Origin of the sequence: Micromonospora sp. NPDC048169, from assembly GCF_040652815.1 — a bacterium.
Classification (GTDB): domain Bacteria; phylum Actinomycetota; class Actinomycetes; order Mycobacteriales; family Micromonosporaceae; genus Micromonospora.
On sequence record NZ_JBEZMS010000012.1, the window covers coordinates 31,525 to 50,412 of the forward strand.

General features: G+C 73.7%; 15 protein-coding genes. 8 read left to right on the plus strand and 7 right to left on the minus strand.

Annotated elements, in window-relative coordinates; translation table 11 throughout:
• Positions 1-36: 36 nt before the first annotated feature.
• Complete coding sequence (locus AB0D28_RS13275) at positions 37-618, minus strand: hypothetical protein (RefSeq protein ID WP_357385391.1); 582 nt, start codon at positions 616-618, stop codon at positions 37-39.
• A 334-nt stretch (positions 619-952) separates the two neighbouring features.
• Here AB0D28_RS13275 and AB0D28_RS13280 point away from each other — a divergent pair, with 334 nt between their 5' ends.
• From AB0D28_RS13280 to AB0D28_RS13310, 7 genes are all read left to right on the plus strand, one after another.
• On the plus strand, positions 953-1,384 hold the full coding sequence (locus AB0D28_RS13280) for a hypothetical protein (RefSeq protein WP_357385580.1): 432 nt from the start codon (positions 953-955) through the stop codon (positions 1,382-1,384).
• Positions 1,385-1,446: 62 nt separating this feature from the next.
• The gene (locus AB0D28_RS13285; protein WP_013289021.1) at positions 1,447-1,602 is read left to right on the plus strand and encodes a DUF4177 domain-containing protein; all 156 of its coding nucleotides are present in this window, start codon (positions 1,447-1,449) and stop codon (positions 1,600-1,602) included.
• 5 nt (positions 1,603-1,607) lie between these two features.
• Positions 1,608-2,069: a RidA family protein gene (locus AB0D28_RS13290; protein ID WP_174535414.1), complete on the plus strand. Its 462-nt coding sequence runs from the start codon at positions 1,608-1,610 to the stop codon at positions 2,067-2,069.
• A gap of 137 nt (positions 2,070-2,206) precedes the next feature.
• A complete protein-coding gene (locus tag AB0D28_RS13295; RefSeq protein ID WP_357385582.1) occupies positions 2,207-2,989 on the plus strand; it encodes an MBL fold metallo-hydrolase in 783 nt (260 codons plus the stop codon).
• Positions 2,986-6,567 (plus strand): adenylate/guanylate cyclase domain-containing protein, encoded by a 3,582-nt coding sequence (locus AB0D28_RS13300; protein WP_357385394.1) that lies wholly within the window; start codon positions 2,986-2,988, stop codon positions 6,565-6,567. Before AB0D28_RS13295 ends, AB0D28_RS13300 begins: the two co-directional genes overlap by 4 nt.
• Positions 6,568-6,702: 135 nt before the next feature.
• On the plus strand, positions 6,703-7,161 hold the full coding sequence (locus AB0D28_RS13305) for a hypothetical protein (RefSeq protein ID WP_357385396.1): 459 nt from the start codon (positions 6,703-6,705) through the stop codon (positions 7,159-7,161).
• 30 nt (positions 7,162-7,191) lie between these two features.
• The gene (locus AB0D28_RS13310; protein ID WP_357385398.1) at positions 7,192-8,658 is read left to right on the plus strand and encodes a serine/threonine-protein kinase; all 1,467 of its coding nucleotides are present in this window, start codon (positions 7,192-7,194) and stop codon (positions 8,656-8,658) included.
• On the opposite strand, the gene AB0D28_RS13315 is transcribed toward AB0D28_RS13310, so the two are convergent.
• Positions 8,645-9,109 carry a hypothetical protein gene (locus AB0D28_RS13315; protein WP_357385400.1) on the minus strand — a complete coding sequence of 155 codons (465 nt, stop codon included), beginning with the start codon at positions 9,107-9,109 and terminating at the stop codon, positions 8,645-8,647. The two genes, AB0D28_RS13310 and AB0D28_RS13315, sit on opposite strands and share 14 nt — an antisense overlap.
• A gap of 235 nt (positions 9,110-9,344) precedes the next feature.
• On the opposite strand from AB0D28_RS13315, the gene AB0D28_RS13320 reads away from it, so the two are divergent.
• Entirely contained in the window at positions 9,345-11,123 is a 1,779-nt protein-coding gene (locus tag AB0D28_RS13320; RefSeq protein WP_357385402.1) for an alpha/beta hydrolase, read from the plus strand.
• Positions 11,124-11,260: 137 nt separating this feature from the next.
• Here AB0D28_RS13320 and AB0D28_RS13325 read toward each other — a convergent pair whose 3' ends face one another.
• Genes AB0D28_RS13325 through AB0D28_RS13345 form a run of 5 tightly spaced genes read right to left on the minus strand, consistent with a single transcriptional unit; the run spans position 11,261 to position 18,867 of the window.
• Positions 11,261-12,424, minus strand: coding sequence for an acyl-CoA dehydrogenase (locus AB0D28_RS13325; RefSeq protein WP_357385404.1), 1,164 nt, complete (start codon positions 12,422-12,424; stop codon positions 11,261-11,263).
• Entirely contained in the window at positions 12,421-14,436 is a 2,016-nt protein-coding gene (locus tag AB0D28_RS13330; RefSeq protein WP_357385406.1) for a biotin carboxylase N-terminal domain-containing protein, read from the minus strand. The genes AB0D28_RS13325 and AB0D28_RS13330 overlap by 4 nt, the downstream gene beginning before the upstream one ends.
• A 14-nt stretch (positions 14,437-14,450) precedes the next feature.
• Positions 14,451-16,058, minus strand: a complete 1,608-nt coding sequence (locus tag AB0D28_RS13335; protein ID WP_357385408.1) for a carboxyl transferase domain-containing protein — start codon at positions 16,056-16,058, stop codon at positions 14,451-14,453.
• Positions 16,055-17,194: an acyl-CoA dehydrogenase family protein gene (locus AB0D28_RS13340; protein WP_357385409.1), complete on the minus strand. Its 1,140-nt coding sequence runs from the start codon at positions 17,192-17,194 to the stop codon at positions 16,055-16,057. The genes AB0D28_RS13335 and AB0D28_RS13340 overlap by 4 nt, the downstream gene beginning before the upstream one ends.
• Positions 17,191-18,867 carry an acyclic terpene utilization AtuA family protein gene (locus AB0D28_RS13345; protein ID WP_357385584.1) on the minus strand — a complete coding sequence of 559 codons (1,677 nt, stop codon included), beginning with the start codon at positions 18,865-18,867 and terminating at the stop codon, positions 17,191-17,193. Before AB0D28_RS13345 ends, AB0D28_RS13340 begins: the two co-directional genes overlap by 4 nt.
• Between the last annotated feature and the right edge of the window lie 21 nt (positions 18,868-18,888).

Consider the following 18,888-nt stretch of genomic DNA (forward strand, 5'->3'; position numbering starts at 1 on the left):
CCAGCCGTTGGGACCAGCTCTGTCCGGCCGGTGGGATCAGCCGACCTCGCAGACCCACCAACCCGTCTTCCGCACCACGGTGAAGCGCAGCGCCTGCTCGGCGACCTTCTCGTCGGCGGTGGTCATGGTCACCCGGGCGGAGACGGTGGCCCGGTCGCCGGTCTGGTTGTCGACTGTCGGGGTGGCCCAGCGGAACCGGGGGTTCTGGTACTGCGCGACGTACTCCCGCACCTCGGCGACCTTGGTGGCGATCCTCTCGTCGTCGCGGGCCGCCGAGCAGACGAACGCGGCCGCCTTCTCGGCGTCGCGCTCCTGGTAGACGGCCTTGAGGAAGCCGTCCACCGCGACCTGCGGCTCCTTCGCGCCCTGGCCGTCCTCGCTGTCGCGCAGCGCGAGGAACGCGGCAGTGCCCCCACCGCCGCAGAGCAGGACGGCGGCGGCCAGCACCAGCGAAGCGATCAGCGCGGCCGGTCGCTTGCGCGGCTGCGTGCCGCCGGACGGGTACGCCGGCGGACCGGCTGTGGGAGGGGATCCCGGCGGCGCGCCGCCGGGAGGCGGCGGTTGCGGATTCGGGTCGCCGGGCGTGCCGGCGTCGCCACCGGCGGGTGGTTGGGTCATCTGTCTCCCCCGGGTTGCGGCTCCCGTCGCCGCCCCAGGCGACGGGCACGGGTCGAGGTGTGCGGGCGCGCGTCGGCGCGCGTCCAGCCGGAAGGGTAACGGTCGGCGAGGCGCTTGCCAGCCCCGCGTACACGCCCCATCGGACGGAAACCGGCTATCGCCTTCCCGACCAGCCTTGTGTCGTAAATGTGACTCGACGTGACCAGGCGTGCGCGTCCCGTTGCCGGGAGTTGGTGGAGGCTCTACGTTCGTCCAGACGCGGAGAGCCGGACCGGGGACGGTTCCGAGCCGAATGGCGGTTTTGGTGAACAGGTACGACGCCCGGAGGCGACGGATGCGCGACGCGGAGAACAGTCCCCGAGCCCAGTTTCCGGGCGACTGGGCCGGGCGGCCGGGGGAGGCGGAGCTGCCGTTCAACGAGCGGTCCTACGGCCTTCCCGCCGAGGTGGTCCGGACGCTTCCCCGCCCCGGCGGGAAGGGGCGGGACGAGGACGAGCCCGGCTACGTCATCCACCTGCCGGTCCGGGTATCCGACCTGGCGGCGGCCACCGCGCTCGCCGGCACCGTGGCGACCTCGCTCGGCTTCCTCGTGGAGCTGGACGCGGGCGAGACCACCGTCTCCACCGCCGACGACCAGAACAACAGGCACCGGGTCTTCTGCGACCTGCTGCTGCCCGACCGCAGCCGGTGTCCGCAGCCCTTCGAGCACGAGGGCCCGTGCGGCGAGCCGCCACTGCCGCCGGAGCCGCGTCCCGCGTCCTGGTGACGGCGGCGGACCGTAGGCTGTGCCTGACCGAAGTCCAAGTCAGGCAAGGGAGCCCTCCTCCGATGCAGAAGTGGGAATACGCCACGGTGCCGCTGCTGGTCCACGCGACCAAGCAGATCCTCGACAACTGGGGCGAGGACGGCTGGGAACTGGTCTCCGTGGTCCCCGGCCCGAACCCGGAGCAGCTCGTCGCGTACCTGAAGCGTCCGAAGGGCTGACCCGGATGAGCAACGGACCCCACGCGAAGCTCGCCGAACTCGGCCTCGAACTGCCCGAGGTGGTGCCGCCGGTGGCCAGCTACGTGCCGGCCGTCCAGTCCGGGCAGCACGTCTACGTCTCCGGCCAGTTGCCGATGGCCGAGGGCAAGCTGCTCGCCACCGGGAAGGTCGGCAACGGCGTCTCGGCCGAGCAGGCGAAGGACCTGGCGCAGCGGTGCGCGCTCAACGCGCTCGCCGCGATCGACGCACTGGTCGGGCTGGAGAACGTGGTGAAGGTCGTGAAGCTGACCGGCTTCGTGGCCAGCGCACCGGGCTTCACCGGACAGCCCGGCGTGATCAACGGCGCCTCCGACCTGTTCGGCGCCGTGTTCGGCGAGGCCGGGCGCCACGCCCGCAGCGCCGTGGGCGTGGCCGAGCTGCCCCTCGACGCCCCGGTAGAGGTAGAGGTCATCGTCGAGGTCGCGTGACCCGGCCGTTCCCCCGCCCGCGATCTTGCGGTTGCCGCCCCGGCAGAAGCCCCAGACGGGGACAAAGCTCGGGCCGGTACCGCAAGATCGCGGGGAGCGGCGGGCGGAGTCGTACGATCGCAGCCATGGGTGGGCGGATGGCCGGGGCCGCGGGAGCGCTCGCGGAGGAGCTGCCGGCGTGGGTGACGTTGCTGCGTGCGCCGAACCCGGGGCCGATGACGCTCGACGGGACGAACACGTGGGTCCTGCGGGCCGGGCCGGACGCGCCGGCCGTCGTGGTCGACCCCGGGCCGGCCGACGAGGGTCATCTGGCCGCGATCGCGGCGCAGGGGCCGATCGGGCTCGTGCTGATCACGCACGGGCACGCGGACCACACCGAGGGCGCGCCCCGGCTGCGCGAACTGCTCGACGGCGTGCCGGTGCTCGCCGCCGACCCGGCGCACACCGCCGGAGGCGAGCCGCTCACCGCCGACACCACCCTCGACCTGGGGCTGGACCTGCGGCTGCTGCCCACCCCCGGGCACACCGCCGACTCGGTCTGCCTGCTCGCCGCGCACGACGGCGACCGCGTCGTGCTGACCGGTGACACCATCCTCGGCCGGGGCACCACAGTGGTCGCCCACCCGGACGGGCACCTCGGCGACTACCTGTCGAGCCTTGAACTGCTCTCCGCGTACCGGGAGATCCCGGCGCTGCCGGGCCACGGCCCGGCGCTCGCCGACTGCGGTGTGGCGGCCGACTTCTACCTGGCCCACCGGCGGGCCCGGCTGGACCAGGTGCGCGCGGCCGTCGCCGCGGGCGCCACCACCGCGGCCGAGGTGGTGGCGGTGGTCTACGCCGACGTCGACAGGTCGCTGTGGTGGGCCGCCGAGTGGTCGGTCCGGGCCCAGCTCGAACACCTCGGAGTGGAGCAGCCGTGACCTGCCCGGTGTGCGGAACCGTTGCCGTGCCCGGGGCGCGGTTCTGCCACAACTGCGGGGCGGCGCTGCCTGCCGCCGCCACACTGCCCGCCGCCGAGCGCCGTGTGGTGACAGTGCTCTTCGGCGACCTGTCCGACTTCACCTCCTGGTCGGAGGACCTGGACCCGGAACGGGTCGGCGCGGTCACCGACCGGGTGCTCGCCGCCCTCGCGGGTGCGGTGAAGACGTTCGGCGGGCACGTCGACAAGCTGACCGGCGACGGGATCATGGCGGTCTTCGGCGCCCCGGTCGCGCACGAGGACGACGCCGAGCGGGCGGTCCGCGCCGCGCTGTCCATGCAGCGCGCGGTGCGGCGGGTGCTCGACGACGAGCGCGGCGGCGGCGCACCGCTGGGCCTGCGTGTCGGCCTCAACACCGGGGACGTGATCGCGGGCATCCAGGCGGCGATCGAGTACACGGTCATCGGCGACACGGTGAACACCGCCGCCCGGCTGGCCGACGCCGCCGCCGTCGGCGCGGTCTACGCCGGGGCGCGCACCTCCGCCGCCACCCGGCACGTCGCGTCCTGGCGGGCGCTGCGCCCGCTGCGGCTCAAGGGCAAGCGGGAGCCGGTCGAGGCGTACGAGCTGCTGGGCCTGCTCGACGCGCCCGGCACCCGGTCCGGCCTCGGCGACGAGGCGCCGTTCGTGGGCCGGGAGACCGAGATCGGCCGGGTCGCCGGCCGGCTCGCCGAGGTGATCGACCGGGGCGAGCCCCGGGTGCTGCTGATGACCGCCGAGGCCGGGATCGGCAAGTCCCGGTTCGCTGCCGAGGTGGAACGCCTCGCCGCCGGCTACGACGTCGGCGCCGGGCGGTACGCGGCGCACACCGGCGCCCGGGTGCTGTCGGTGCGCTGCGCGGCGTTCGGCGAACGCCGCCGGCTGGCGCCGCTGGCCGACCTGGTCCGGGCCGCCGTCGGCCTGCCAGGTGACGCGGCCACGGCGGTGACGCGGGCGGCCGTCGAGGAGCGGCTGCGCCGCCTCGGCCAGCGCCTGTCCCGGCTGCCCGGCGACCCGCCGCCGATCGCCGTGGACCAGCTCCTGGCCCTGCTCGGGTACGCCGAACTCCCGCCCGCCACGGAGAACGGCGAGTGGAACGCGGCCGGGCCGCCACCCGACGACGAGGCGGTGCCGACCGCTGTCGCGGACCTGCTCAGCGCGCTCGCCGGTGAGGCGCCGCTGGTGATCGTGGTGGACGACCTGCACGACGCCACCGCCGAGACGCTCAAGGCGCTGGCGCTGACCCTCAACCGGCTCAGCGGGCCGGTGCTGGTGCTGCTGCTCGGCCGCCCCGAGCTGGTACGCACCGCCGGCGCGCTCACCCGCGTCGCGGACGCCGAGGTGCACGCGCTGCCGCCGCTGCGCGGCGCGGACGCCTCCCGGCTGCTCACCAGCTACCTGTCCGGTGGCCGCATGCCCCAGGCCGACACGGACCGGCTGCTCGCCACCGCGCAGGGCAATCCGTTCTACCTGGCCGAGCTGGTCACGTTGCTGATGGAGCGCGGAGCGCTCACCGCCGGGCCCGGCCGGGGCGTCGATGTCGGCTGGCGGCTCGCACCCGGTTCGCTCGGCAGCCGGCTGCTCTCCCGGGACCTGGCCGCAGTGCTCGCGGCGCGTATCGACGCGCTGCCGCCGAACGCCCGCTCGGCACTGCGCGACGCCGCGGTGGTGGGCGACACCGTACCGGCGGGCGCGCTGGAGGCGCTGCGAGAGCAGCGGGTCGGACGCGACGGGCGGCCCGCCGCGGTGGCCGCCGTCGAGGAGGACCGGGCGGTGGAGGAGCTGCTGCAACGGCGCATGCTGCACCGCACCCGCAGCGGGTTCGCCTTCGCCACCCCGCTGATGCGCGAGGCCGCGTACGCCGGGGTGAGCAAGGCCGAACTGGCCGAGCGGCACGCGGCGCTGGCCCGCTGGGCCGCGCCGGAGAGCGTCGACGGGACCGGTGCCGCTCCGGGTGGCACCTTCACCGAGGCCGCCCGGGACGACTTCGTCGCCGAGCACGTGGAGCGGGCCACAGTCCTCGCCGACGCGGTCAAGCTGCGCCCGGACGCACCGGCCCGGGCGGTCACCCCGCTGGGCGTGGCCGCGCTGGGCCGGGCCGCCCGCCGGTCGCTGCGGTCGGGGGAGCCGGCGCTGGCCGTCGAGTACGCCGAGCGCGCCGCCGAGCTGGCCCGCGACGGGGTGCCGGCGGCCGACCGGGTGACGCACGCCCGGGCACTGCTCCAGATCGGCCGCCCGGCCGACGCGCTCGCGTTCGCCGAGAAGATCGCCGCGAACACCGCCGACCCGGCCACCCGGACCGCCGCGCTGCTGCTCGCCGGGCAGGCCCAGCAGACCCTCGGTGACGCCGAGCGGGCCGAGTGCAACTGGCAGGAGGCGTTGCAGGTGGCCACCGAGGCCGGCCTGCCCACCCTGCGGGCGTCGGCGATGCGGCGGCTCGGCATGGCCGACTTCATCGCCGGCCGGCTCGGGCAGGCCAGCAGCCGGCTGGCCGCGTCCTATCAGGTCAGTCTCGCCGCGCGGGATCCCCGCGGCCAGGCGTGGTCGTTGCAGAACCTGGCCTGGGTGACCACCACCCGTGGCGACTTCGCCGGCACGGACGCGGTACTCGGCCGGGCCGCCCGGCTGTTCGCCGAGCTGAAGGACCCGTACGGGCGGGCCTGGCTGCGCGGCACCACGGCGTTCGCCCGGCTGCTCGCGGGCCGGCTGCGGGAGGCGTGCCGGATGGCGCGGGTGTTCCTGCCGTTCGGGGAGCGCGTCGGCGAGGCGTGGGCGGTGGGTACGTTGCGCGCGGTCGAGGCGTACGCCACCGCCGAGCTGGGCGACCTGGCCGAGGCGGACCGGGCCGCGCGCCGCGCGTACCGGGACTTCGCCGAGGTCGGCGACGACTGGGGGCAGGGCTTCGCGCTGGTGGTGCGTGGGGTGGTGGCGCGCGGGCTGGGCGAGCCGGAGCACGCCGGCGACCTGCTCACCGACGCGCTCGAATACGCCGACCGGACCACCCACCCGCTGCTCACCGGCATGGCCGGCACGCTGCGCGGCTTCGTGGCGCTGGACATGGGCGACCACGAGACCGCCGAGCGGGAGGCCCGGTCGGTGCTGACCCGGGTGGAGCCGCACAACCCGCAGGCGCCGGCCCAGGTCGCGCCGCGCGTGCTGCTCGCCATGGCCCGGCTCGCGGCGGGTGATCCGGGCACCGCCGTGGGGCTGCTCGCCCCGGTCGCCACCGGTGCGGCGAACGCGCCCTCGCTGCTGTTCTCCCGGCGGCAGACGATGGCCCGGTACGCCGCCGCGCTGCTCGCCCACGGCCAGCGCGAGCAGGCGCTCGACTGGGCCCAGCGGTCGATCACCGCGCCCGCCGAGGACGTGCGCAGTCAGGTGGTGGCGCGGCTGGTGCTGGCCGAGGCGCTCGACGCCTGCGGTCGCCGGGCCGAGGCGCTGACGAGCGCGGAGGAGGCGGTACGCCTCGCGTACGCCACCGAGCAGCGCAGTGAGCGGATGGTCGCGGACGCGTTGCGGGTGCGCCTCTCCGGCGGCTGATCGCCGCTTGTTCTGACGGTTCCGGGGATGTGTTCGGCCCGGTGGCCGGTTAGCGTGGGTCGGCGACAGTCGTGGATCGACTGTCGCCTCCCGGTGCGCGTACGTGTCACCGGCAGGACACGCTGGGGAGGAACGATGAGGCTGCCGCGCTCGGGCGCCGGCTGGACGATCGCCGTCTTCGGACTCCTCGCGCTGCTGCTCGGCGCGCTCGGTCTGATCTGGCCGGAGACGCAGCTGCGCCTGCTCGGCTTCGAGGTGCCGGCCGAGCGCGCTCCGGGTGACTACACCGGCACGTTCCTCACCGCGTCCTCGATGGCCTCGTTCAACATGGGGGTCTACTACCTGCTCGCCGTCGCCACCGAGTGGCGGCCGTTCTACCGGTTCACCGTGTGGTTCCGCCTGGTCACCTTCACCGTGTTCACCATCGCGGTGCTCTCCGACGTCGCGCCGGACCGCTTCTTCGCGGTCGCCGCGTGGGAGGGGCTGGGCGCGGTCGCGACAGCCGTCGGCCTGTGGTGGGACGCCCGGCGCGGGGCCGCCGTCACGCCCGACTCCGTCCCGGGTCCGGTGCCGGCCACCGACGCGGCGCGCTGACGGGCCCGGATCGTTGGGTATTTTCGAGCCGTGACCGAGACCCCGCCCGGCGCCGTACGGCTGCCCATCGTGCCCGGTCTGACCGACTTGCAGGTGTTCGCCCGGGGCGGCTACGCCACCATCTACCGGGCCACCCAGATCTCGGTGGGCCGCGAGGTCGCGGTGAAGATCGAGAACCGCACGCTGGACAGCGAGCGCGACCAGGCCCGCTTCCTGCGCGAGGCCCGCGCCGCCGGGCGGATGTCGTCACACCCGCACGTGGTCGACCTGTTCGACGTCGGGGTCACCGTCGACCAGCACCCCTACCTCATCATGGAGCTGTGCGACGGCTCGTACGCCGAGCGGATGCGCACCTCCCCGCTGGGCCCGGCGGAGACCCGCGACCTCGGCGTTAAGATCGCCGACGCGCTGGCGCACTCGCACGCGGCGGGCGTCCTGCACCGCGACGTCAAGCCGGCGAACATCCTGCACTCCGAGTTCAACTCGGCCGTACTCGCCGACTTCGGCCTGGCGGTGCTCGCCGAGTTCCGTGACTCCTCGGTCATGCTGGAGGCGCTCACCCCGGCGTACGCGCCGCCGGAGACGTTCAACCACAGCCCGCCCACGCCCGCCGTGGACGTCTACTCGCTGTGCGCCACACTCTATGCGCTGATGTACGGCCGCCCGCCGCGCTGGCACTCCGAACGCAACCCGAGCCTGGTCACCGTGCTGGAGATGTTCCAGCAGCCGATCCCGGGCCTGCCCGGCGTGCCCGGCGAGCTGATCGACGTACTCCGGTTGGGCATGTCGAACGACCCGGGCGCGCGGCCCTCGGCGGTCGAGCTGCGTGGCCTGCTCGCCTCGTTGCCGCTGGACGGCGCCCCGGCGACCGGCGGCCTGTACGACGGCGGCCGGTTCCACAGCGGCGGTGGGCCGAACCCGCGACCGCCCTCGGACGACGACCACCCGACGGTGGCCTCGCGTGGCCGCCGCTGGCCCCGGCGCTGGTTCCTCGGCGGTGCCGGGGTGCTCGCGCTCGCCGCCTCGGCCGGAGGCGGCTGGGTGGCCGCCGGCCACACGCCGGCCGCCGTGCCGACGCCGGCAACAAGCGGTGTGGCCGGGGCGGCGCCGGCACCGGGATGCGCGTCCGCCGACGTGCGGTTGCCCGCCGGGGCGCGCTGCGCGGACGAGCTGGAGTGCTTCGGTCCGGTACGGCTGCGCCGCGACCGCGCCGAGGCGAGCCGGGTGCCGTGCGACGGCCAGCACACCTGGGAGACCTACGCCGCCGGTGACCTGCCGGCGGGGCTCACCGGTGCCCGGCACGAGAAGGTCGCGGCCGACCCGGCCGTCGGCAAGGTGTGCAACGCCGACACGTTCCGGCTGGTCAGCGGCGGCAAGTCGGCGAGCGGGTGGAACCTGGAGGTGCTGCCGCCGGAGGCCGAGGCGGACCGCACCTACCGCTGCCTGGCGGGCCGGGGCGTCAACGCCCTCGCCGGCCCCACGCTCACCGGTCGCTGAGCCCGTTCACGGTCCGGCCCTGCCGCACCGACCTCGGGTCGAGCGTCTCCAGCGTGTCGGCGTCCACGGCTGCCGGCGTCCGCATGCCGCGTACCACCCGTGGGTCGAGCGTCTCCAGCGTGTCCGCGTCGATCGGCTGACCCGCCGGGGTGCGCAGGTTCCGTACCGCGCGCGGGTCGATCGCCTCGAGCGTGTCGGCGTCCACTCCATAGCCGGCGTGGGGGACCGGCCAGCTCTCCGACTGCGGAGCCGGCACGCCGGTGCCGCCGGGCTGGCGGGCGGCGGTGATCGTCACTCCCGCGATCATGGCGAGCAGGACGCAGGCCAGGGCCAGTACGACCGACAGGATGCCGGGCGGACGCCACACGGCGAGGGCCACCACCGCCGCCACCGTCGCCATGGACGCGACGACGGCCTTCACCCGCGCATCGGGCTTCGGGAACGATCTCACCCGACAAGCATGGCCCAGCACGTCGACCTGTCAACCGGCGGGATGAGACGGCTTCCCGTCAGCAACGCTCCACTTCGGAGCGGCGAGTAGCGACGATCGAGAAAAAATCGTTACATCCTTTGGTCGTTTGCCGTATCGATCCCCGTTTGGGGCCCACCAGCGTGCCCCCCGATCCCTAGAGTGACGAGGGTCGAGGTCTCCTCGACGCACTTGTTCCCCGACGGAAGGCAGCCTCATGCCCCGTACATTCCGATCCCTGGCCGCAATCGGGATCGCCGGCGTCCTCCTCGCCGGACCGGCCGTCGCGCCCGCCGCCGCGGCGACCCCGCAACCGCCCGCGTACGACAGGACCAGCGCCGCCGAGGCACGCCGTGTCGACCGCGTGCCGACGCCGAAGCTCGACTGGTACGCCTGCTACGACTACGCCGAGTGCGCCACGGTCCGGCTGCCGCTGGACTACGACAACCCGAAGGGCGCCACCACCGAGGTCGCCCTGCTGCGGGTCAAGGCCCGCGACCAGCAGCACAAGGTCGGCAGCCTCTTCCTCAACCCGGGCGGCCCGGGTGGCTCCGGCACCGGCATCGCGCTCGCCGCGCCCTACTTCCTCGGCGACGACCTGCTCGACCGCTTCGACATCGTCGGCGTCGACCCGCGCGGCGTCGAGGCGAGCGAGAACATCAAGTGCTTCCGCTCGGTGAAGGACCAGACCCGGGCGTACGCCGGGCTGAACGTCGCGTTCCCGTGGACTAAGGCGGAGGAGAAGGCGTACGTCGCCGCGTCCAAGGCGGTCGGCAAGGCGTGCTCCACCACCGGCAAGCCGCTGACCGGCGCGGCGTCCACCGCCGAGGTGGCCCGCGACATGGACGTGCTGCGCCGGGCCGTCGGCGACAAGTTGCTCAGCTACCTCGGCTTCAGCTACGGCACCGCGCTGGGCCAGTACTACGCCAACATGTTTCCGGACCGCTTCCGCGCCCTCGTCGTCGACGGCGTGCTCGACCCGAACGCCTGGGTCGGCCAGGGCAGCGCCCGCAACCAGCTCCAGGAGACGCGGCTGCGCAGCGCCGACGGCGCCTACCGGGCACTGCGCGAGATTCTCGTCCGGTGCGGCAAGGCCGGCGCCGATAAGTGCGAGGTGGCCGCCCACGGCAACCCGCTGGCCGTGTACGACACGGTGGCCAAGCGGCTGCGCAAGAAGCCGGTGGTGATCGACGACCCGGACTTCGGCTCGTTCACCGTCAGCTACGCCGACTTCGTCGGGGCCACGCTCGGTTCGCTCTACGACCCGTACGGCTGGCAGTCGGTGGTCGAGATCACCGTCGAGCTTCTGGCGCTGACCGACCCGGCCGCCGGCAAGGCCGCCACCGCGTCGGCCCGCAAGGCGCTCGCCGCCCGCGCCGCGCAGGCCCGGGAGCAGCGGGGGTACGACTTCCCGTACGACAACGGGCTGGAGACGTTCCTGACCGTCGACTGCACCGACGCGTACCACCCGAAGAACGCCGACGCCTGGCCGGCGCTGTCGGCGAAGGAGGACAAGCGTGCGCCGTACTTCGGTCGGGCGTGGGCCTGGGGCACCTCGCCCTGTGCCCGCAACACCTGGACGGTGCGGGACGAGGACGCCTGGACCGGGCCGTTCAACCGGGTGACCGCCGCTCCGGTGCTGGTGGTCGGCAACTACTGGGACCCGGCGACCAACTACCAGGGCGCGGTCAGCTCGGCGAAGCTGCTGCCGAACAGCCGTCTGCTGAGCAGCGACAGCTGGGGGCACACCGCGTACGGCACCTCGGCGTGCGCGACCGGCCGGATCGACGCCTACCTGCTCACCGGCAAGCTGCCGGCCAAGGGCACGCTCTGCGTCGGTGACGCGCAGCCGTTCCAGGAGGAGGCGTCGGCCGAGCGGGCGGACGCGTCGAAGAGCGAGCTGGCCCGGGCCGGCGAGCCGAGGCGGGGCGAGCCGAAGCGGCTGCCGCCGGTGGCGACGCCGCGTCCGGCGGTCGGCTCGCTGACCGTCCGCTGATGGACCCCCGGGGTACGGCGGGTGATCGGGCACCCGCCGTACCCCGGGCCCACCCGGCGCTCGCCGAGGCGAGGAACGTCATGGGTGTCAAAGCGGGCCGGAGACACCCATGACGTTCCACTCACCGGACGGGTGGGTCAGTAGGACTTGTCCTGACCGAGGACGTGCTGGGCGACGAAGTTGAGGATCATCTCCCGGCTCACCGGCGCGATCCGTCCGGCGCGTACCGCGCCGAGCAGCGTCGACACGCCGTACTCGGTGGTCATGCCGGCTCCACCGAGCGCCTGCACGGCGGTGTCGACGGCGAGTGCGGCGGCCTCGCCCGCCGCGTACTTGGCCATGTTGCCCGAGATGCCGGCTTCCAGGTCGCGGCCCGCGTCGTAGAGCGTGGCCGCCTTGTAGATCATCAGCCGGGCCAGCTCGACCTGGACGGCCGCGTGTGCCAGCGGGTGCGACACGCCCTGGTGGGAGCCGATCGAGTTCCCGCCCCACACCTTGCGGGTGGACGTGTAGTCGCTGGCCTTGTCGATCGCGTACCGGCCGGTGCCGGCACCCATCGCGGCCACCGTGATGCGCTCCGGGTTGAGCCCGGCGAACAGCGCCGGGAGGCCGGCGTCCAGCGACTCGCCGACGAGCGCGTCGGCGGGGAGCCGGACGTCGTCGAGGAAGAGCAGGAACTGGTTCTCCGGCGACAGGATCTCCATGTCCAGCTTGGACTTCTCGAAACCGGGCGCGTCGGTCGGCACGATGAACAGGGCCGGCTTGAGCTTGCCGGTGGACGCGTCCTCGGTGCGGGCGACCACGAGCACGTGCCCCGCCTCGTCCACCCCGGAGATGTAGATCTTCCGGCCGCTGAGCAGCCAGTCGTCGCCGTCACGGCGGGCCACTGTGGCGAGACGGTGGAAGTTCGAACCGGCGTCCGGCTCGGTGATCGCGAAGACGATCTTCTGGGAGCCGTCGGCGAGACCGGGGAGGTGCTTCTTGCGCTGCTCCTCCGTGCCGTGCCTGTGGATGATCGTGGCGGCGATGGCGGGGGAGACCACGAGCAGCAGCAGCGGGCAGCCCGCCGCCGCCAGTTCCTCGCAGACGAGCGTCAGGTCGGTGATGCCGCCACCACCGCCGCCGTACTCGGTGGGGATGTTGACGCCCAGGTAGCCCAGCCGGCCGGCCTCGTGCCACAGCTCGGTGGTGTGCTCACCGGCCTTCGCTTTCGACACGAAGTAGGAGTGGCCGTACTTGCGGCCCAGCTCCCGCACCGCGTCGCGGAGCTGGTCCTGCTCGGGGGTCAGGTCGAAGTTCACTGCGGGTCCTCCTCGGGGTCCACCACGGCAAGTACGGCACCCGTCTCGACCTGGCCGCCGGCCGGTACCGGCAGCTCCGTCACCACGCCGTCGGCGGGGGCGAGCACGGGATGTTCGAGCTTCATCGCTTCCAGCGTCAGCAGCAGGTCACCGGCGGCGACCCGCTGACCGACCTCGACGTGCACCCGGGTCACCGCGCCGGGCAGCGGCGCGAGCAGCGACCCGGCCGCGAGTTCCGCGGTGGGCAGGGGCAGGCGGGGCAGCTCGGTGAGGCTCGCCGCCCCGTCCGGGCCGTCCACGAAGACCGACGACCCCGCCCGGTGTACGCGGAAGGCCAGCCGCACCCCGTCGACGTCGAGCACCACCCGGTCCGGGGCGGCCGCCACCAGCTCGACCACCGGCAGCTCGGTGTTAACAGGGGACCCTTCCTCTACCGGATCCGTTAAGAGGGGGCCCTTCCTTCCCCACTCGGCGAGGGCGCCGGTGCGGTCGAGGCGGTAGTGCACCTCGATCTCCTCGTCACCCGGGCCGGTGAAGCGGGTGACCTGCGGGAAGGACGGCACGTTGCGCCAGCCCGAGGGCAGACCGGCCAGCACCGGCGCGACCGCCCGGCGCGCGGCGGCCCCGGCGAGCGCCGCCGCGAGTGCCGCAACCGGAAGCTGCTCGGCGGGGAGCAGCGGCTCGAACACCTCCGGGTGCCGGTCCAGGAAGCCGGTGTCCAGGTCCACGGCGGCGAACTCCGGGCTGCGCAGCACGCGGACCAGCAGGTCCCGGTTGGTGGCCACGCCGTGCAGCTCGGCGCGGGCGAGTGCGCCGGCCAGCGCCCGGGCCGCCTCGGTGCGGGTGGGCGCCCAGGCGACGAGCTTCGCCAGCATCGAGTCGTAGTGCACGCTCACCGTCGAGCCGTCCACCACACCCGAGTCCAGGCGCAGCCCCCGGGCCGGGCCGAACTCGGCGGCCACCCCGGGGATCGCGAACCGGTGCAGCGTGCCGGTGGCCGGACGGAAACCCTGGGCCGGGTCCTCGGCGCACAGCCGTACCTCGATGGCGTGGCCGTCGGCCGGCGGTGTGGCGGTGACCGGCAGCGGCTCGCCCTCGGCGACGAGCAGTTGCAGCCGGACCAGGTCCAGCCCGGTGGTCAGCTCGGTGACCGGGTGCTCCACCTGGAGGCGGGTGTTCATCTCCAGGAAGTACACCTGACCGTCCGGCGCCAGCAGGAACTCCACCGTGCCGGCACCGACGTAGTCGACGGCCCGCCCGGCCGCCACCGCCGCCTCGTGCAGCGCCGCCCGCACGTCGTCGGGCAGCACGCCCGGCGCCTCCTCGACGATCTTCTGGTGGCGGCGCTGGATGGAGCAGTCGCGTACCCCGAGGGCCACGACGGTGCCGTGGGCGTCGCCGAAGATCTGCACCTCGACGTGCCGGCCGCGTTCCACGTACCGCTCGATGAAGACCGTGCCGTCACCGAACGCCGCCGCCGCCTCGCGGCGCGCGCCCGCGACGGCCTCGGCCAGCCCGGCCGCGTCGCGGACGATCCGCATGCCCCGGCCGCCGCCGCCGGCGGAGGCCTTGACCAGCACCGGGAAGGCGGTCACCTCGGCCGGGTCGGTCCAGGTGGGCAGCATCGGCACGCCCGCGTCGGCGAGCAGCGCCTTGGCGGCCATCTTGTCGCCCATCGCGGCGATCGCCTTCGCCGACGGGCCGACCCACGTCAGGCCCGCGTCGGTCACCGCCGCCGCGAACTCGGCGTTCTCGGCCAGGAAGCCGTAGCCGGGGTGGACGGCGTCAGCGCCGGAGCGCCGGGCCGCGTCCAGGATGGCGTCGATGCGCAGGTACGTCTCGGCCGGTGTGTTGCCTGGTAGCCGGACGGCCTGGTCGGCGTCGGCCACGAACGGCGCGTCGGCGTCCGCGTCGGAGTGCACGGCGACGGTGGCCACGCCGAGGGCGCGGCAGGTGGCGAAGACCCGGCGGGCGATCTCCCCCCGGTTCGCAACCAAGAGCTTCGTGATCAATTTGGGTACGCCCCCTACATCCGGAAGACGCCGAAACCGTCGGCGCCCTTCACCGGTCCGTTGTGGATCGCCGACAGGCACAACCCGAGGACGGTACGGGTGTCCCGGGGGTCGATCACGCCGTCGTCGTAGAGCCGCCCGGACAGGAACAGCGCCCCGGACTGCGACTCGATCTGCTGCTCGACCATCATCCGCATGGCGGCGTCGGTGTCCTCGTCGTACTCGCGTCCCCGGGCGGCGGCCGCCTGCCGGGCCACGATGGACAGCACACCGGCGAGCTGCGCCGGGCCCATCACCGCCGACTTCGCGTTCGGCCAGGTGAAGAGGAACCGCGGCTCGTACGCCCGGCCGCACATGCCGTAGTTGCCGGCGCCGTAGGAGGCGCCCAGGTTGACGGTCAGGTGCGGCACCTTCGAGTTCGACACCGCGTTGATCATCATGGCGCCGTGCTTGATGATGCCGCGCTGCTCGTACTCGGTGCCGACCATGTAGCCGGTGGTGTTCTGGAGGAAGATCAGCGGCGTGTCCGCCGCGTTGGCGAGCTGGATGAACTGGGCCGCCTTCTGCGCCTCCTGGCTGAACAGCACGCCCCGGGCGTTCGCCAGCACACCGACCGGGTAGCCGTGCAGCTCACCCCAGCCGGTGACGAGCGCGGTGCCGTAGCCGGGCTTGAACTCGTCGAACGCGCTGTCGTCGAGCACCCGGGCCAGCACGTCGCGCGGGTCGAACGGCACCTTCAGGTCGGCGCTGGCGATGCCGAGCAACTCCTCCGGGTCGTACCGGGGCGGCAACGGATCCGGGTTGCGCGGCGCCGGGCCCTGCTTACGCCAGTTGAGCCGGCGGACGCACTGCCGGGCCAGCCGGATGCCGTCGCGCTCGTCCTCGGCGAGAAAGTCGGCCAGGCCGGACGTGGTGGCGTGCATCGCCGCGCCGCCGAGCGACTCGTCGTCGGTGACCTCGCCGGTGGCCATCTTCACCAGCGGCGGTCCGGCCAGGTAGACCTGCGAGCGGTCGCGGATCATGATGGTGAAGTCCGACATGCCCGGCACGTACGCGCCGCCGGCGGTGGCGTTGCCGAAGACCACGCTCACTGTCGGGATCCGCTGCGCCGACAGCCGGGTCAGGTCACGGAACACCCGGCCGCCGGGAATGAAGATCTCCGCCTGGGTGGGCAGGTCCGCGCCGGCCGACTCGACCAGGTTCACCATCGGCAGCCGGTTGGCCGCCGCGATCTCACCCGCCCGCCGGGTCTTCGCCAGCGACCACGGGTTGATCGCGCCGCCGCGTACCGTCGGGTCGTTCGCCACGATGAGGCACTCGACGCCCTCGACCACGCCGATGCCGGTCACGGTGCTGGCGCCGACCGGGAAGTCGGTGCCGAACGCGGCCACCGACGACAGCTCCAGGAACGGGCTGTCCGGGTCGAGCAGCAGCTCGATGCGCTCCCGGGGCAGCAGCTTGCCGCGACCGTGATGGCGGGTCACGTACTTCTCGCCGCCACCGCCCCGGGCCTGGTCGAGTGCCTCCTCCAGCTCGGCGAGGCGTTCCAGCAGCGCCTCCCGGTTGGCGGTGAAGGCGGGCGCGGACGGGTCGATCGTGCTCTGCAGAACTGTCGTGCTCACAGGCCCATGCCCTTCGCGATGATCTCGTTCATGATCTCGGTGGCGCCACCGCCGATGCCGAGCAGCCGGGCGTCGCGGTAGTGCCGCTCCACCTCGGCGTCACGCATGTAGCCGAAACCGCCGTGCAGTTGCAGCGCCGCGTCGACGACGAAGTCGCACGCGGACACCGCCACGTTCTTCGCGACCGCCACCTCGGTCACCACCGGCTGCCCGGCGGCGACCCGCTCGGCGACCTCGTGCACGTACGCCCGCGCCGCCTCGGTACGGGAGTGCATCTCGGCCAGCCTGTGCCGGACGACCTGCCGCCCGACGAGCGGCCGGCCGAACGTCTGGCGGTCCCGGCACCACCGCACCGTCAGGTCCACGCAGCGCTGCGCGGTCGCGTACGCCTGGGTGGCGAGCGAGATCCGCTCGTTGGCGAACTGCTGCATGATGGCGAGGAAACCGGTGTCCTCCGGGCCGACCCGGTTCGTCACCGGGACCCGGACGTCGACGAAGGACAGCTCAGCGGTGTCGGAGCAGTGCCAGCCCAGCTTCTCCAGCCGCCGGCCCACCGTGAAGCCGGGCGTGCCCTTGTCGATCACCAGCAGGCTGACCGAGCCCGAGCCGGGGAAGTCGGTGCAGACAGCAGTGGTGACGAAGTCGGCGCGGACCCCGCTGGTGATGTACGTCTTGGACCCGTTGACGACGTAGTGGTCGCCGTCGCGGACCGCGCAGGTGCGGATGCCCGCCACGTCGGAGCCGCCGTCCGGTTCGGTGATCGCCAGCGCACCGATCATCGTCCCGGCGAGCGCCGGCCGGACGTACCTGTCGATCAGCCCTTCGTCCTGGGTCTCGACCATGTGCGGCAGCGCGATCCCGTGCGTGAACAACGCGGCGACCAGCCCGGACGACCCACCCGAGCGGATGATCTCCTCGGTGACCACCATCGAGTCGAGCAGGTCGCCGCCGCTGCCGCCGACGGACTCAGGGAAGCCGATGCCGAGCAGGCCGATCTTCGCGGCGGTCTCGTGCAGCGACCGGGGCAGCTCGCCGGCCCGCTCCCAGTCGGACAGGTGCGGCAGCACCTCCCGGGTGACGAACGAGCGGGTCAGCTCGCGCAGCTGCCGGCGTTCCGGCGTGTCAACGATGGTCATGCGGGTGCCTCCGTCGGTAGGTCGACCACCCGGGAGCGCAGCAGCTCCCCGAGGGCCTTGGCCTGGGGGTCGAACCGGGTGGAGGCGGCCACGCCCTGCCCGAGCAGGCCTCGGATCACGAAGTTGACAGCGCGCAGGTTCGCCAGCTCGTACCGCTCGACGGTGAGCGCGGCGGTTTCCGGCAGCAGCTCGGCCAGCCGTTCCACACTCAGCCAGTCGCGCAGCCAGGGCCAGGTCGCATCGGTACGCGCCCAGACGCCCAGGTTGGCGTCGCCGCCCTTGTCGCCCGACCGCGCGCCGACCAGCTCACCCAGCGCCCCCCGCCGGGTGTCGTGCAAGGAAGGGCCCCCTGTTAACGCCTCGTGTTGTATAAGGGCCCCCTGCAAACTGCTCGTCACCGTAGGCGGCGCGATCGGCACCCGCTCGCCGGAGGGCAGCACCGCCACGTGCTCGACCGCGTCCTGCGCGATCGTGTCGGCGGTGAACACGCCGTACGGCGTCGCGTCGCCGGGCAGCGTGGTGAGCGTGCAGCCCGGGTAGGAGGCCAGCGCCAGCTCCACCGCCGCCGCCGAGAACGCCCGCCCGGCCCGCGACTTGTCGCCGTCCCGCACGTGTACGTGCAGCAGCGCGCTCGCCGCCTCCGTGTCGCCGGTGTCCGGGTGGTCGGTGCGGGCCAGCGTGAACTCCAGCCCCTCCGTGCCGACCGACTCCTCGATCTGGCCCCGGACCAGCGCCGCCTTGGCCGGGATGTCCAGCCCGCACAGCACGAACGTCATCGAGTTGCGGAAGCCGCCCAGGTTGTTGACGCCCACCTTGAGCGTGTCCGGCGGCGGCGTGCCGCGTACCCCGGACACGCGTACCCGGTCCGGGCCCTCCTGCTCCAGCCGTACCGTGTCCAGCCGGGTCACCACGTCCGGCCCGAGGTAGTCCGGCCCGCCCACCTCGTACAACAGCTGGGCGGTGACCGTCTCGACGGTGACCGCGCCGCCGGTGCCGGCGTGCTTGGTGAGCACCGACGAGCCGTCCGGGTGCAGCTCGGCGATCGGGAAGCCGGGCCGGTGCCCGCCGTCCGGCAACTCGGTGAAGAAGCTGAAGTTGCCGCCGGTGACCTGCGCCCCGCACTCGATCAGGTGCCCGGCCACCGTGGCGCCGGCCAGCGCGTCCAGGTCGTCGCGGGTCCAGCCGAAGCGGGCGATCGCCGGGCCGACAGCCAGCGAGGCGTCGGTGACCCGCCCGGTGACCACCACGTCCGCGCCCGCGTCGAGGCAGGCCGCGATCCCGAACGCGCCCAGGTAGGCGTTGGCGGTCAGCGCGTCCGGCCGCTGGATCGCGTCGCCCTCGACGTACCCGACCCGGACCTGGAGGCCGAGCCGGTCGCCGAGCGACTTGATCGCGTCGGCCAGCCCCGCCGGGTTGAGGCCGCCCGCGTTCGTGACGAGCGTGACGCCGCGTTCCAGCGCGGTGCCGAGCACGCCCTCCAGCTGGCGCAGGAACGTCTTCGCGTAGCCCAGCGACGGGTCACGCATCCGGTCGCGGCCGAGGATGAGCATGGTCAGCTCGGCCAGGTAGTCACCGGTCAGCACGTCCAGCTCGCCGCCGTCGATCATCTCCCGCCAGGCGGCGAAGCGGTCGCCGTAGAAGCCCGACGCGTTCCCGATCCGCAGCACGCTCATGGCGGGCCGGTCGGGCATGCT